Source organism: Streptomyces lavendofoliae (assembly GCF_014649735.1).
Classification (GTDB): domain Bacteria; phylum Actinomycetota; class Actinomycetes; order Streptomycetales; family Streptomycetaceae; genus Streptomyces; species Streptomyces lavendofoliae.
In genome coordinates, this window is record NZ_BMTP01000005.1 from 112,042 (window position 1) to 126,264 (window position 14,223).

Consider the following 14,223-nt stretch of genomic DNA (forward strand, 5'->3'; position numbering starts at 1 on the left):
GCCTCAAAGCGGCCAGGCAATAATTCGCCCCCGCTCCAAGTGAGGCTTATATTCGAGGCGTGATCGAAGCCCGCCACCTGCGCGTTCTGCGCGCCGTCGCCACCACCGGCTCCTTCTCCGCGGCCGCACGGGAACTGGGCTGCACCCAGCCCGCCGTCAGCCAGCAGATGAAGGCGCTCGAATCCTCCGCGGGCACGCCCCTGCTGGTGCGCACGGGCCGGGAGATGCGCCTGACGCAGGCCGGTGAGGCGCTCGTGCGCCACGCCTCCGGCATTCTTGCGGGCCTCACCGCCGCCGAGGAGGAGATCGCCGCCATCGCGGGCCTGCGGGCCGGCCGCGTCCGGCTGGTCTCCTTCCCCAGCGGCAGTTCCACCCTGGTCCCCAGCGCCCTCGCCGCACTGCGCGCCGCCCACCCCGGCACCCGGGTGTCGCTCGTCGAGGCCGAGCCGCCCCGCTCGGTGGAGATGCTGCGCGACGGCGACTGCGACGTGGCGCTCGCCTTCCGCTACCGCCCGGCCGCCGCGGAGTGGGACGACCTCGTCGTCCGGCCGCTGCTCGCCGACCGCCTGGTCGGCCTCGTCCCCGAGGGCCACCGCCTCGCGGACGCCGAGGCCGTGGCCATCGGGGAACTGGCCGAGGAGTCCTGGATCGCGGGCTGCCCCCGCTGCCGCCGCCAGCTCGTGGACGTGTGCGAGGGGGCGGGGTTCACCCCCCGCATCGACTTCGCGACGGACGACTACCCGGCGGTCATCGGCCTGGTCGGCGCTGGTCTGGGGGTCGCGGTGCTGCCCGAGCTCGCGATCCGTTCGGTACGTCCCAGGGGCTCCAGGACGGTGGTGGTGGAACCGGCCGTCGAGCGGGAGATCGTCGCCCTCACCCTCCCGGACCTGGCCAAGGTCCCGGCGGTCGCCGCCACCCTCGACCAGCTCACGCGCGCGGCGGCGCTGGTCTAGGCCGCCGTCGCACCGCGCCCGCCCGCAGGCCGCCGTCGCAGCGGCCCGCACCGGGCCCGCCTCCACAAAGCCCCGCCGCAGGGGACCGCGCACACCGACGGAGCCCCGTACCGCGAGGCGGGGGCGTTGCAGAATCGTTCCTTCAGGTGCGGGCCGCAGTGCCCGACGACGCCGTGACCAGACGGTTGCGAGCCCGTCCCATGAGTTCCTCGCGCTCGTCCTCGGTGAGGCCGCCCCATACGCCGTAGGGCTCCCGCACGGCCAGTGCGTGGGCCGCGCACTCCGCGCGGACCGGGCACCGCATGCAGACCTCTTTCGCCGAGTTCTCGCGCGCACTCCGCGCCGCGCCGCGCTCCCCCTCGGGGTGGAAGAAGAGCGAACTGTCGACCCCCCGGCAGGCCGCGAGCAGCTGCCAGTCCCACAGGTCGGCATTGGGTCCGGGAAGGCGGGAGAAATCTGCCATGGCGCATGTCCCCTTGGTTCCGGTACTGAGCGGGTGAGTGAGCTGATACAGCCCCGACCGTACAACTACTGTCTAAGTAGATGTAAATATGACTCATTGCGAATCTAGCTACAGACATCGACAAAGTGAAGGAAAAGCCGCTAAATGGGGCATAGCTCTGGGTGAAGTGACGGTGACCTGCGTCGCTCTCCTCCGTACGCGCTCCCTCACGTAGAGTGCCGAAGAGGTGGGGCGGACCCGTAACTCTTTCGAGTGACCGTCGTTGAGAGTGCGGAGCGGTTGAAGGAACAAGCGCTCGGGCAGATGTCCGGGGGCGTCAACCGCACAGGTGACGATTCGTAACCAGCCTGGAGGCTCAAGGTGACGCGCATCAGCTGCGGAGGACGGCCATGACATCCGTCCTCGTCTGCGACGACTCCCCGCTTGCCCGAGAAGCGCTCCGCCGTGCCGTCGCGACGGTGCCCGGCGTCGAGCGTGTGACGACCGCGGCCAACGGCGAGGAAGTCCTCCGCCGCTGGGGCGCGGACCGCTCGGACCTGATTCTTATGGACGTGCGCATGCCCGGTCTGGGCGGCGTGGAGACCGTCCGCCGGCTGCTCTCCGCGGACCCCGGCGCCCGCATCATCATGCTCACCGTCGCCGAGGACCTGGACGGCGTGGCGCTCGCCGTCGCCGCCGGTGCCCGTGGCTACCTGCACAAGGACGCCTCGCGCGCCGAGCTGCGGGCCACGGTCACCCAGGCCCTCGCCGACCCGACCTGGCGGCTCGCCCCGCGCCGGCTGCGCTCGGCCGAGATGGGCGCCGCCCCCACCCTCACGGCGCGTGAGATCCAGGTGCTGGAGGGCATGAGCCACGGCCGCTCCAACGCGGAGATCGGCCGGGAGCTCTTCCTCTCCGAGGACACCGTGAAGACGCACGCCAGGAGGCTGTTCAAGAAGCTGGGCGCATCGGACCGGGCGCACGCGGTCGCGCTCGGTTTCCGCTGGGGCCTGGTGCGCTAGCGCGTGACCGTACCGATCCCCGTCCGCCGCCCGGCGGACGGGGCGGCGCAGGCCCGATATCCGTTTCCGGTCCGATGCCGCATCCTTGAAGGGTGGAGTTCCTCGGGGACGAGTCGATCGAGCGGGAGGGGAGGGCGCAGGAGATGACGTCCGGCGCACCTGCTCATAACGCTTCGGTGCACAACAGTGGACGCGGTGCCGCGGACGAGCCACCGTCAAGGCACCATGGACCGATGCGCGACGACGAGGCGGCCCATGCCCACGGGGCCATCGGTGCACTCGTACACCGTGCGGTCGACGGCGACGAGCAGGCCACGCACGACCTCCTGGCCCACGTCCACCCCCTCGCCCTGCGCTACTGCCGTACGCGGCTGAACCGGCTGCCCGGGGACGCGCGACACTTCGTCGAGGACCTCGCCCAGGAGGTCTGCGTCGCGGTCCTCATGGCGCTGCCGCGCTACAAGGACACCGGGCGCCCCTTCGAGGCGTTCGTCTTCGCCATCGCCGGCCACAAGGTCGCCGATCTCCAGCGCGCCGCCATGCGACACCCGGGCTCCACCGCGGTGCCCTCCGACGAGATGCCCGAGCGGCCCGACGACTCCCTCGGCCCCGAGGAGCGGGCCCTGCTCAGCGACGACGCCGAGTGGGCCAAGCGCCTGCTCGCCAACCTCCCCGAGAACCAGCGGGAGCTGCTGGTGCTGCGGGTCGCGGTGGGCCTGACCGCCGAGGAGACCGGCCAGATGCTGGGCATGTCCCCGGGGGCCGTGCGCGTGGCGCAGCACCGGGCGCTCAGCCGGCTGCGGGCGCTCGCCGAACAGTGAGCCACACCGGAACCGCGCCCGACGGCGCCTGACCGCACCCGACGGCGCCTGACCGGGCCCGTACCGCGCGCGGTGCCTCCCCCGGGTGGGCCTATGCGCGCGGGACCCGTCCGGCCGTGTGTCGCGCGGCCGTACGTGTGAACGTCCAAACCTTCCGGGTGATCTTGCTCGTGGAATGAGACACGGCCGAAGGCCGTTAGCATGGACATCCGCACCGATCAAGGCCATTTGGGGAAGGTGTCATGACTGCCAACGTCGACGGAGTGCCCGAGAAATTCGCGACACTCGGGCTGACCTACGACGACGTGCTGCTGCTGCCGGGCGCGTCCGACATGGCGCCCGACCAGATCGACACTTCCTCGTACATCTCCAAGAACGTACGGGTGAACATCCCGCTGCTGTCCGCCGCCATGGACAAGGTCACCGAGGCCCGCATGGCCATCGCCATGGCCCGGCAGGGCGGCGTCGGCGTGCTGCACCGCAACCTGTCGATCGCCGACCAGGCCAACCAGGTCGACCTGGTCAAGCGCTCCGAGTCCGGCATGGTGACCGACCCGATCACCGTCCACCCGGACGCGACGCTCGCCGAGGCCGACGCCATCTGCGGCAAGTTCCGCATCAGCGGCGTCCCCGTCACCGACCAGGCGGGCAAGCTCCTGGGCATCGTCACCAACCGCGACATGGCCTTCGAGACCGACCGCGCCCAGCAGGTGCGCGACGTCATGACGCCCATGCCGCTCGTCACCGGCAAGGTCGGCATCTCCGGCGTCGACGCCATGGAGCTGCTGCGCCGCCACAAGATCGAGAAGCTGCCGCTCGTCGACGACGCGGGCATCCTCAAGGGCCTCATCACCGTCAAGGACTTCGTCAAGGCGGAGAAGTACCCGAACGCGGCGAAGGACAAGGAGGGCCGCCTCCTCGTCGGCGCCGCGGTCGGTGTCGCGGGCGACGCCTTCGAGCGCGCCCAGGCGCTGATCGAGGCGGGCGTCGACTTCATCGTCGTCGACACCGCGCACGGCCACTCCCGGCTGGTCGGCGAGATGGTCGCCAAGATCAAGTCGAACTCCTCGGTGGACGTCATCGGCGGCAACGTCGCCACCCGTGACGGCGCGCAGGCGCTGATCGACGCCGGTGTCGACGGCATCAAGGTCGGCGTCGGCCCCGGCTCCATCTGCACCACCCGCGTGGTCGCCGGCATCGGCGTCCCGCAGGTCACCGCGATCTACGAGGCATCCCTCGCCGCCAAGGCGGCCGGTGTCCCGGTCATCGGCGACGGCGGCCTCCAGTACTCCGGCGACATCGCCAAGGCCCTGGTCGCCGGTGCCGACACGGTGATGCTCGGTTCGCTGCTCGCGGGCTGCGAGGAGTCGCCGGGCGAGCTGATGTTCATCAACGGCAAGCAGTTCAAGTCGTACCGCGGCATGGGCTCCCTCGGCGCCATGCAGTCCCGCGGCGAGCAGCGGTCCTTCTCCAAGGACCGGTACTTCCAGGAGGGCGTCGCCTCCGACGAGAAGCTGGTGCCCGAGGGCATCGAGGGCCAGGTGCCCTTCCGCGGCCCGCTCTCCGCGGTCGTCCACCAGCTCGTCGGCGGCCTGCGCCAGTCGATGTTCTACGTCGGCGGGCGCACCGTCCCGGAGCTCCAGGACCGCGGCCGGTTCGTCCGGATCACCTCGGCGGGCCTCAAGGAGAGCCACCCGCACGACATCCAGATGACGGTCGAGGCGCCGAACTACAGCAGGAAGTAGCGCACCCGCGCATGGGGGGCGGTCCCGGCATCCGGCCGGAACCGCCCCCCACGCGCGTGTCGGGGATACTGGTAGGCGCAGACGTAGAGGGAAAGGCCACACATCGTGACTGAGATCGAGATCGGGCGCGGCAAGCGCGGCCGCAGGGCGTACGCGTTCGACGACATCGCCGTCGTACCGAGCCGGCGCACCCGGGACCCGAAGGAGGTCTCGATCGCCTGGCAGATCGACGCCTACCGCTTCGAGCTGCCGTTCCTGGCCGCTCCCATGGACTCGGTGGTCTCGCCGCAGACCGCGATCCGCATCGGCCAGCTGGGCGGCCTCGGCGTGCTGAACCTCGAGGGTCTGTGGACCCGCTACGAGGACCCGCAGCCGCTGCTCGACGAGATCGCCGAGCTGGACGAGGCGAACGCCACCCGCCGTCTGCAGGAGATCTACGCGGCCCCGATCCAGGAGGAGCTGATCGGGCAGCGCATCAAGGAGGTGCGCGACTCGGGCGTGGTCACCGCGGCGGCGCTCTCGCCGCAGCGCACCGCCCAGTTCTCCAAGGCCGTCGTCGACGCCGGTGTGGACATCTTCGTCATCCGCGGCACGACGGTCTCCGCCGAGCACGTCTCCGGCGCGGCCGAGCCGCTGAACCTCAAGCAGTTCATCTACGAGCTCGACGTCCCCGTGATCGTCGGCGGCTGCGCCACGTACACCGCCGCCCTGCACCTGATGCGCACCGGCGCGGCGGGTGTCCTGGTCGGCTTCGGCGGCGGCGCCGCGCACACCACCCGCAACGTGCTGGGCATCCAGGTCCCGATGGCGACCGCCGTCGCGGACGTCGCGGCCGCGCGCCGGGACTACATGGACGAGTCCGGCGGCCGGTACGTCCACGTCATCGCGGACGGCGGCGTGGGCTGGTCCGGCGACCTGCCCAAGGCGATCGCCTGCGGCGCCGACTCGGTGATGATCGGCTCCCCGCTCGCGCGGGCGACCGACGCGCCGGGCAAGGGCCACCACTGGGGCATGGAGGCGGTCCACGAGGACGTGCCGCGCGGCAAGCTGGTCGACCTCGGCATCGTCGGCACCACGGAGGAGATCCTGGCCGGGCCCTCGCACTCGCCCGACGGTTCGATGAACTTCTTCGGCGCGCTGCGCCGCGCGATGGCGACGACGGGCTACAGCGAGCTCAAGGAGTTCCAGCGCGTCGAGGTCACGGTCGCGGACGCCCAGCACAAGCGCTGACCGCCGACCCGCGCCGTTCCACCCCTGATCCACGGACGAGGGCCCGCACCGACCACGGTGCGGGCCCTCACGCGTGCGTGGCGGCCGGTCAGTCGTTGGCCTTCTTGGCGCCACCGAAGGCCGCGACGGCGCCGATGGCGAGGAAGACGTACGACATGGCGTCGGCGGTCTCCTTCCACAGGTCGGTCAGCGAACCGAAGTCCTCCATGAGGATCTCGGGCGCGGAGCCGCCGAGGGTGTTGCTGATGACGACCGCGACCGCGACCAGCTGGCCGAGGTAGACGGCGCCGATCGACAGGACCGCGGCGATCACCGGCAGGGCCGGGTTGCGGCCACCGGCCTTGGCGGCGGCGAAGCCGACGAGGAAGCCGACGCCGATCGCCGCGTAGCCGATCTCGCGCTCGATGGCGCCGCCTATCGCGCCGTACGCGACGGCGGCGACCAGGGCGGCCACGAGCGCGGCCACCAGGCCCAGCGCGACGTTGTCCCGCGCGGGGGCCGGGGCGGGCGCGGGCGGGAACGGGGCGGCGGGGCCACCGGCGAAGGGGTTGCCGGGCGGCGGCGGAACGGGCTGGCTCATGCTGGGAAATCCCCCCTGAAAACGGCACAGCGCCTCGCGCACCTGGGCACATAAGGGCTGTGTTAAGTAGAGGCCCGGAGACTAACAGGCCCGTCCGACAACCGCGCGCCCGTTTCCCCTCCGCCCAAACCGGGGCGACGCCGGGGGTCACAGCCGGTGGGCGGCTCCCGCCGGGGTGACCCCGCGGGTGTCCAGCAGGAGCTGGGCCTTCACGGCCAGGCCCTGGAGGTCATAGGTGCGGTGGTGCTGGAGCAGGACCGTCAGATCGGCCGCGGCCGCCGCCTCGTACAGGGAGTCCGCCCGGGGGACGGGCAGGTCGCGCACGCGCCAGTCGGCCACGTAGGGGTCGTGGTAGCTGACGACCGCGCCCATGTCCATCAGGCGGCGGCCGATCTCCGCCGCGGGCGAGCCCTCCTGGTCGGCCAGGTCCGGCTTGTAGGTGACCCCGAGCAGCAGGACGCGGGCGCCGCGCGCGGACTTGCCGTGCTCGTTGAGAAGCGTGGCGCAGCGCTGGATGACGTACTGCGGCATGCGTTCGTTGACCTGCCCGGCGAGTTCGACCAGGCGCAGCGGCCGGTACGGGCCGATGGTGTCGACGGGGACACCGTGGCCGCCGACCCCGGGGCCGGGGCGGAAGGCCTGGAAGCCGAAGGGCTTGGTCTCGGCGCACCGGATGACGTCCCACAGGTCGACGCCCAGTTCGTGGCAGAGCACCGCCATCTCGTTGACCAGCGCGATGTTGACGTGGCGGAAGTTGGTTTCCAGCACCTTGACGGTCTCGGCCTCGCGGGTGCCCCGGGCGCGTACCACCTTGTCGGTGAGGCGGCCGTAGAAGGCGGCGGCCGATTCGGTGCAGGCGGGGGTGAGGCCGCCGATGACCCTGGGTGTGTGCGCGAAGCCGTGGGCGCGGTTGCCCGGGTCGAGGCGGCCGGGGGAGTACGCGAGGTGGAAGTCGCGGCCGGCCCTGAGCCCCGAGCCCTCTTCCAGCAGCGGGCGCAGGACGTCCTCGGTGGTGCCGGGGTGGACCGGGGATTCCAGCAGGACCGTGGTGTTGGGCCGAAGTCGGGCGGCCAGCGCCCGCGCCGCCCCGGTGACGGCGGCCAGGTCCGGTGTGCGGTCCGCGCCGAGGGGGGTGGGGGCGCAGATGACGGCGGTACGGACCCGGCCGAGTTCGGTGGGGTTGGTGGTCGGCCGGAAGCCCCCCGAGAGCATCCGGCGGATCTCCGAGGCGGTGAGGGAGCCGTCGACCGGGGGACGGCCGGCCGCCAGTTCCGCCACGGGGCGCGGGTCGGTGTCGTAGCCGATGGTGTCGATCCCGGCGGCTGTGGCGGCTTGGGCGAGGGGCAGTCCGAGGTGGCCGAGGCCGATGACGGCGAGGTCTGCGGGCATGGGGTGATGCCGTCCTTCCCAGTAGCCGGTGTGGACGAGAGACGCAAGTCCTGTGGACAGAACGAGCGCAGCGCAATGTCAGACTAGGCGTAAATATGACCGTTATGCGGCATTGCGAGCCGTGGTTCGGCCGAGTGTTGTCCACAGGCGGTGGCTGAAGTCGGGGGACCGGGACAGAATCGACTCTGTGAGCCCGACCACACGGGGGTCACACGCGGACCACACGCGGACCACACGGGGGCGACGGGAGGCAGCGGTGAGGACAGCGACACTGGGACCCGCCGAGCGCGCACAGGCGCTGGCGGCCATGGCCGATCGTGAACTGGACGTGCTGGTCGTGGGCGCCGGGGTGGTCGGCGCCGGGACGGCTCTCGACGCGGCGACGCGCGGACTGGCGACCGGACTGGTGGAGGCACGCGACTGGGCGTCGGGCACCTCCAGCCGGTCGAGCAAGCTCATCCACGGCGGGCTGCGCTATCTGGAGATGCTGGACTTCGCGCTCGTACGGGAAGCGCTGAAGGAGCGCGGGCTGCTGCTGGAGCGCCTCGCCCCGCACCTGGTCAAACCGGTGCCGTTCCTCTACCCGCTCCAGCACAAGGGCTGGGAGCGGTTCTACGCAGGCTCCGGCGTGGCGCTGTACGACGCCATGTCCCTCTCGTCCGGACACGGGCGCGGCCTCCCGGTGCACCGGCACCTGTCACGGCGCCGGGCACTGAGGGTGGCGCCCGCGCTGAAGAAGGACGCGCTGGTCGGGGCGCTGCAGTACTACGACGCGCAGATGGACGACGCGCGTTTCGTGGCCACCCTCGTCCGCACCGCCGCGAGCTACGGCGCGCACGTCGCCAGCCGGGCCCGCGTGATCGGCTTCCTCCGGGAGGGCGAGCGGGTGGTCGGCGCCCGGGTGCAGGACGTGGAGGCCGGCGGCGAGTACGAGGTCCGCGCCAAGCAGATCGTCAACGCCACCGGAGTGTGGACGGACGACACCCAGGCGCTCATCGGGGAGAGGGGGCAGTTCCACGTCCGCGCGTCCAAGGGCATCCACCTGGTCGTGCCCAAGGACCGGATCCACTCCACCACCGGCCTCATCCTGCGCACCGAGAAGTCGGTCCTGTTCGTCATCCCGTGGGGCCGCCACTGGATCGTGGGCACCACCGACACCGACTGGGACCTGGACAAGGCCCACCCGGCGGCGTCCAGCGCCGACATCGACTACCTCCTGCGACACGTGAACAGCGTGCTCGCGGTCCCGCTCACCCGGGACGACGTCCAGGGTGTCTACGCCGGCCTGAGGCCCCTGCTGGCCGGCGAGTCCGACGCGACGAGCAAGTTGTCCCGCGAGCACACCGTGGCCCACCCGGTGCCGGGACTCGTCGTCGTCGCGGGCGGCAAGTACACGACGTACCGGGTGATGGCCAAGGACGCGGTGGACGAGGCGGTGCACGCCCTCGACATGCGGGTAGCGGCCTGCGTCACCGAGGACGTCCCGCTGCTGGGCGCCGAGGGGTACCGGGCGCTGTGGAACGCGCGCGCGAGGACCGCCGCCCGGGCGGGACTCCACGTGGCGCGTGTGGAGCACCTGCTGAACCGGTACGGCTCCATGGCGGAGGAGGTGCTGGAGCTGATCGCCGCCGACCCGAAGCTGGGCGAACCCCTGGGCGGCGCCGAGGACTACCTGCGGGCGGAGGTCGTCTACGCCGCGTCGCACGAGGGGGCCCGGCACCTGGACGACGTCCTCACCCGGCGGACCCGGATCTCCATCGAGACGTTCGACCGGGGGACGCGCAGCGCCCGGGAGTGCGCGGAGCTGATGGCGCCCGTACTGGGCTGGGACGAAGGGCAGATCGAGCGGGAGGTGGAGCACTACGAGAAGCGGGTCGAGGCGGAGCGGGAGTCGCAGCGGCAGCCGGACGACCTGACGGCCGACGCGGCGCGGCTGGGCGCGCCGGACATCGTGCCGCTGTAGGCGGGGACGGTGGCGGGCCCCCTCTCACGGGCGGGGCCCGGCCGCGCCGTACCGGGCGACGGGGACGGAGGGCCCGCGGTGCTCCGGGCCGGGGCGCGCGCCGCCGCGCGGGCCCTCGCGTGAGGCGTCGTCGCGGCAGAACTCGGCCTCCAGCATCGCCGGTTCGAGAACGCGGAGGGACCGGCCCGCGGTGCCGTCCGTATTGACGCGGAAAGTGATGGTGTGCCGGCCGTCGCCGGTCGTGGCGGAGCGGACGTAACTGCCCGTGATGCGGCCGTTGTGGCCCCACACCGTGGTGCCGCAGGAGAGCCGGACCGGGTAGATGCCCATGCCGTAGATCCCGCGCGCGGTACGGGTGTCGAGCAGCTCGCGGAGCCGGGCCGCGGGCAGGAGCCGCCCGGAGAGGAGGGCGGCGTAGAAGCGGTTCAGATCGTCCAGGGTGCTGATCAGTTCGCCCGCCGCGTCGGCGGTACGCGGATCGAGCGCGGTGACGTCCCGGCCGGCCGCGTCGTACGCCCGGCCGTGCGGCGGGGGCAGTGTGGTGCGGGCACCCGGGAACGAAGTGCCGCGCAGCCGCAGGGGCCTGATGATGCGCCGCTTCGCCTCCGCCGCGTAGGGGCGGCCGGTCACCCGCTCGATGACCAGGCCCAGCAGGACGTAGTTGGTGTTCGCGTACGCGTAGCGGCCGAGGGGGCTTGGCTGGCGGGCCAGCGCGCGGCGGACCGCCCCCCGCGCGGTGGTGCGCCCGGGGGACGCAGCCGTGGCCGCCGGGGACGCCGTGCGCCCGGGTGACGCCAGGGCGCCGTCGGCGACGGTGTACTCGGGCAGGCCGCTGGTGTGGGTGAGCAGCGCCCGCAGCGTGACACGCCGGCCCGCCGGGCCGGGGACGACACCGGGCAGGTGGCGGCCGACCGGGTCGTCGAGGCGGAGCCGTCCCTCGGCGGCGAGTTGGAGGACGATCGTCGCCACGAACGTCTTGGTGACGCTGCCCGCGCGGAAGCGGTCGGCGCGCCGGATACCGGGACCCGCCGCCCGGAACCGCGACGCGGCGGGCGAGGCGGACAGCATCGCCGCCGCCGGGGCGCGGCCCTCGGTGACGAGCCGGGACAGGACGGGGGAGGGAGGGGCGGGGGGAGGGGAGGGGGAGGGTCCCCCCGGCAAGGGGCCGGCGCCCAGCCCGAGCAAGGCGGTGACCAGCGGAACGGCCAGCCGGGCGCGGAACAGTGGCATGGTGGGTCCCTTCTTCGGGAGCCATCCTGACGGACAAAGGACCCGGGAGAGCCACCGGTCCCGGAGTGAGAGACAATGGACGCTCTTCCAGGGCGGGTTACCGCATCGCGCGGAAGCGGCAGGCGCGGGCGAGGATCAGGGATCGCAGAGGGGACGCATGTCGGGAGCGGAGCAGTCGCGGAACGCGGCTCGGGAACCTCAGCGGGACGCGGCGAAGCCGGGCGTCGGGGCGGACGGGCCGGACACGGAACCGCGCGCCGAATCGGCCGGGGACGCACCCGCCACGTCGGGAACCGGGCAGGCCAAGGACGCGACGATGAAGCTGGGCGCCGGCCGGCCCGAGGCGGCCGACGGGTCCGGCGACCCCTCGGGCACGGACGCGGGCGCAACGCCCGCGGCGGGGACGGGTGGTTCCGTTCCCGCGCCCAGGTCGGACCGGCCGGACCGGTCCGACGGGCCGGACGGGCCGGACAAGGGCGCTGAGGCCGCCGGGGCCGGTGACCGCCCGGGCAAGTCGGCGGAACCGGCGGGCGGTGCTGACCGGCTGAGCGGAAGCACGGACGGGAAGCGCGACGCCGGCCGCGGAGCCGGCGGAGACGCCGGCCCGGACGCGGATCGGGACGCGGATCAAGACGCGGATCGGCCGGGCGTGGTGAGCGCCGGTGACGAGGCGTCGGGCGGGACGCCCTCGGCGGGTGCCGGGCGTTCGGTCCCGGCGGCGCGCACCGGCGCGGCCGACGACGCCGGGGACCCGCGCGGCCCGAAGGTGCCGAGCGCCCCGGAGCAGGCACGGGCCCCGGAGACGTCCCCGGGCCCGGAGGCCGCCGGAGAGGTCCAGAAGCCGGAGCGCCGACCGGAGCCGGACAGGGCCGGGGAGTCGCAGGCGGCCAGGGCAGGCGCGGGCGCGGAGCCCAAGGGTGCCAGGGAGCCGAAGGGCGGCAAGACGGCACCGGCCGGCGGGCGCGGCACCGGGCGGCCCGACACGACGTCAGCCGTGCGGTCCGCCGCCGAGGGACGGCTGCTGGCGGGACGCTACCGGCTCGGCGGCGTACTGGGCCGTGGCGGCATGGGCACCGTGTGGCGCGCCGTGGACGAGACGCTCGGACGCACCGTCGCCGTCAAGGAACTGCGCTTCCCCAGCAGCATCGACGAGGACGAGAAGCGCCGCCTCATCACGCGCACCCTCCGCGAGGCCAAGGCCATCGCCCGGATCCGCAACAACGGCGCCGTGACCGTCTACGACGTCGTCGACGAGGACGACCGTCCCTGGATCGTCATGGAGCTGATCGAGGGCAAGTCGCTCGCCGACGCCATCCGGGAGGACGGCGTCCTCACGCCCCGGCGCGCGGCCGAGGTCGGTCTCGCCATCCTGGACGTCCTGCGCTCCGCGCACCGCGAAGGCATCCTGCACCGTGACGTGAAGCCGTCCAACGTCCTCATCGCGGACGACGGCCGGGTCGTGCTCACCGACTTCGGCATCGCGCAGGTCGAGGGCGACCCGTCCATCACGTCGACGGGCATGCTCGTCGGGGCGCCCTCCTACATCTCGCCCGAGCGGGCCCGTGGCCACAAGCCCGGCCCGGCGGCGGACATGTGGTCGCTCGGCGGCCTGCTCTACGCGTGCGTGGAGGGCTGTCCGCCGTACGACAAGGGCTCCGCCATCGCGACGCTGACCGCCGTGATGACCGAGCAGCTCGACCCGCCGAAGAACGCGGGCCCCCTGGAGGAGGTCATTTACGGCCTGCTCCACAAGGACCCGGCCAAGCGCCTCGACGACGCGGGCGCCCGGGTCCTGCTGAGCGACGTGATCCACGCGCCCGCGGTGCCGGCGGCCGAGCCGTCGCCGGAGACCACGCGCATCGTCCCCCTGCTGCCGCTGCCCGGCGAGGAGGCGGCCACCCGGCCGAAGGAGGAGGACGACGTCGCGGCGGAGCGGATGCGCGGCGCGCTGCGTTCGGTGCGCAACGCGGCGGCTTTCGCCAAGGCGGAACCGGCGTCCGGGCCGCAGACCGCCGAGCGGTCCGCGCCCGTGGCCCCCGCGCGGGCGCCGCTCACGGACGTGGTGCCGCGCCGTACGCTCGTGATCATCGCGGTCGTCGTCGTGCTCGCGGTCCTCGCCACCGTCCTCGCCGTCGTGCTGAGCGGTGACGACGAGCCGGGCGCCAAGGGCGGGGCCACGCCCGGGACCGACCGGACGGCGTCGGCCGGTGCGGCGGCCCAGGGCGCCACCGGCGGCAACGACGGCCGCCCCGACGGCGAACAGGGCCAGGAGCAGCAGGACAAGGGGCAGAACCAGGGGCAGGGCGGCGAGCAGCCCGGCACCGGCGGTGCGGGCACCGGCGGCACGACGCCGTCCGGCGGGCCCTCGAAGGGGTCCGGAGGGGCGCAGCCGCCGGCCGGGTACACCGTGGTCACCAACGACCGGTTCCACTTCTCCATGGCCATGCCGTCGGACTTCCGGATGACCGGCGAGGCGGGTCAGGGCTCGGGTGCCATATACAGCCGCGGCGGCGGCTTCCCGCGCGTCCAGGTGGACTTCACGGACAGCCCGAAGGACGACGCCGTGGCCGCGTGGACGGCCGCGCTGGCCGGTCTCAGGGCCAGTGTCAGTGGCTACCGGCATCATGGGATCGAGAAGGTCGACTACAAGGGTTATCCGACGGTCGCCGACTGGCAGTTCGAGCGCGAGCAGAAGGGGGAGCGCGTGCGGGTGCTCAACCGGGGCTTCAAGGTCGACGCGGGGCACGGCTACGCCATCATGATCACCTGCAAGGCCGCCGAGTGGGACGGCCAGGAGTGCCGGACGCTGCGGGACACGGCGTTCGCGACATTCAGCCCCAAGGACTGA

Annotated in this window: 11 protein-coding genes; 7 read left to right on the forward strand and 4 right to left on the reverse strand. The window is 73.0% G+C overall.

What is annotated here, in order from left to right:
* Window positions 1-59 precede the first annotated feature (59 nt).
* Window positions 60-953: a LysR family transcriptional regulator gene (locus tag IE109_RS11430; protein WP_189550682.1), complete on the forward strand. Its 894-nt coding sequence runs from the start codon at window positions 60-62 to the stop codon at window positions 951-953.
* Between the two features lie 142 nt (window positions 954-1,095).
* Here the strand turns inward: IE109_RS11430 and IE109_RS11435 are convergent, their stop codons facing one another.
* Entirely contained in the window at window positions 1,096-1,416 is a 321-nt protein-coding gene (locus IE109_RS11435; RefSeq protein WP_189550683.1) for a WhiB family transcriptional regulator, read from the reverse strand.
* 389 nt (window positions 1,417-1,805) lie between these two features.
* On the opposite strand from IE109_RS11435, the gene IE109_RS11440 reads away from it, so the two are divergent.
* The 4 genes from IE109_RS11440 to IE109_RS11455 all read left to right on the forward strand — a co-directional run bounded on the left by IE109_RS11440 (window position 1,806) and on the right by IE109_RS11455 (window position 6,213).
* On the forward strand, window positions 1,806-2,417 hold the full coding sequence (locus tag IE109_RS11440; RefSeq protein ID WP_003948568.1) for a response regulator transcription factor: 612 nt from the start codon (window positions 1,806-1,808) through the stop codon (window positions 2,415-2,417).
* Window positions 2,418-2,650: 233 nt separating this feature from the next.
* Window positions 2,651-3,238, forward strand: a complete 588-nt coding sequence (locus tag IE109_RS11445; protein ID WP_064069910.1) for a sigma-70 family RNA polymerase sigma factor — start codon at window positions 2,651-2,653, stop codon at window positions 3,236-3,238.
* 242 nt (window positions 3,239-3,480) lie between these two features.
* Window positions 3,481-4,983 carry an IMP dehydrogenase gene (guaB, locus tag IE109_RS11450; RefSeq protein WP_189550684.1) on the forward strand — a complete coding sequence of 501 codons (1,503 nt, stop codon included), beginning with the start codon at window positions 3,481-3,483 and terminating at the stop codon, window positions 4,981-4,983.
* A 105-nt stretch (window positions 4,984-5,088) separates the two neighbouring features.
* Window positions 5,089-6,213: a GuaB3 family IMP dehydrogenase-related protein gene (locus IE109_RS11455; RefSeq protein WP_189550685.1), complete on the forward strand. Its 1,125-nt coding sequence runs from the start codon at window positions 5,089-5,091 to the stop codon at window positions 6,211-6,213.
* Window positions 6,214-6,301: 88 nt separating this feature from the next.
* Here IE109_RS11455 and IE109_RS11460 read toward each other — a convergent pair whose 3' ends face one another.
* Window positions 6,302-6,793, reverse strand: a complete 492-nt coding sequence (locus tag IE109_RS11460; RefSeq protein ID WP_189550686.1) for a hypothetical protein — start codon at window positions 6,791-6,793, stop codon at window positions 6,302-6,304.
* A 147-nt stretch (window positions 6,794-6,940) separates the two neighbouring features.
* Window positions 6,941-8,182: a nucleotide sugar dehydrogenase gene (locus IE109_RS11465; RefSeq protein ID WP_189550687.1), complete on the reverse strand. Its 1,242-nt coding sequence runs from the start codon at window positions 8,180-8,182 to the stop codon at window positions 6,941-6,943.
* Between the two features lie 256 nt (window positions 8,183-8,438).
* On the opposite strand from IE109_RS11465, the gene IE109_RS11470 reads away from it, so the two are divergent.
* Window positions 8,439-10,145 (forward strand): glycerol-3-phosphate dehydrogenase/oxidase, encoded by a 1,707-nt coding sequence (locus tag IE109_RS11470; RefSeq protein ID WP_189550688.1) that lies wholly within the window; start codon window positions 8,439-8,441, stop codon window positions 10,143-10,145.
* A 24-nt stretch (window positions 10,146-10,169) separates the two neighbouring features.
* Here IE109_RS11470 and IE109_RS11475 read toward each other — a convergent pair whose 3' ends face one another.
* On the reverse strand, window positions 10,170-11,375 hold the full coding sequence (locus IE109_RS11475) for a serine hydrolase domain-containing protein (RefSeq protein ID WP_189550689.1): 1,206 nt from the start codon (window positions 11,373-11,375) through the stop codon (window positions 10,170-10,172).
* 316 nt (window positions 11,376-11,691) lie between these two features.
* Here IE109_RS11475 and IE109_RS11480 point away from each other — a divergent pair, with 316 nt between their 5' ends.
* Window positions 11,692-14,223 (forward strand): serine/threonine protein kinase, encoded by a 2,532-nt coding sequence (locus tag IE109_RS11480; protein WP_229890896.1) that lies wholly within the window; start codon window positions 11,692-11,694, stop codon window positions 14,221-14,223.

What these genes read in the sequence shown, in the direction of transcription:
- IE109_RS11435 (WP_189550683.1), bottom strand. Translation starts at nt 1,416, where the DNA reads ATGGCAGATTTCTCCCGCCTTCCCGGACCCAATGCCGACCTGTGGGAC.
- IE109_RS11440 (WP_003948568.1), top strand. Translation starts at nt 1,806, where the DNA reads ATGACATCCGTCCTCGTCTGCGACGACTCCCCGCTTGCCCGAGAAGCG.
- IE109_RS11445 (WP_064069910.1), top strand. Translation starts at nt 2,651, where the DNA reads ATGCGCGACGACGAGGCGGCCCATGCCCACGGGGCCATCGGTGCACTC.
- guaB (WP_189550684.1), top strand. Translation starts at nt 3,481, where the DNA reads ATGACTGCCAACGTCGACGGAGTGCCCGAGAAATTCGCGACACTCGGG.
- IE109_RS11460 (WP_189550686.1), bottom strand. Translation starts at nt 6,793, where the DNA reads ATGAGCCAGCCCGTTCCGCCGCCGCCCGGCAACCCCTTCGCCGGTGGC.
- IE109_RS11465 (WP_189550687.1), bottom strand. Translation starts at nt 8,182, where the DNA reads ATGCCCGCAGACCTCGCCGTCATCGGCCTCGGCCACCTCGGACTGCCC.
- IE109_RS11475 (WP_189550689.1), bottom strand. Translation starts at nt 11,375, where the DNA reads ATGCCACTGTTCCGCGCCCGGCTGGCCGTTCCGCTGGTCACCGCCTTG.
- IE109_RS11480 (WP_229890896.1), top strand. Translation starts at nt 11,692, where the DNA reads ATGAAGCTGGGCGCCGGCCGGCCCGAGGCGGCCGACGGGTCCGGCGAC.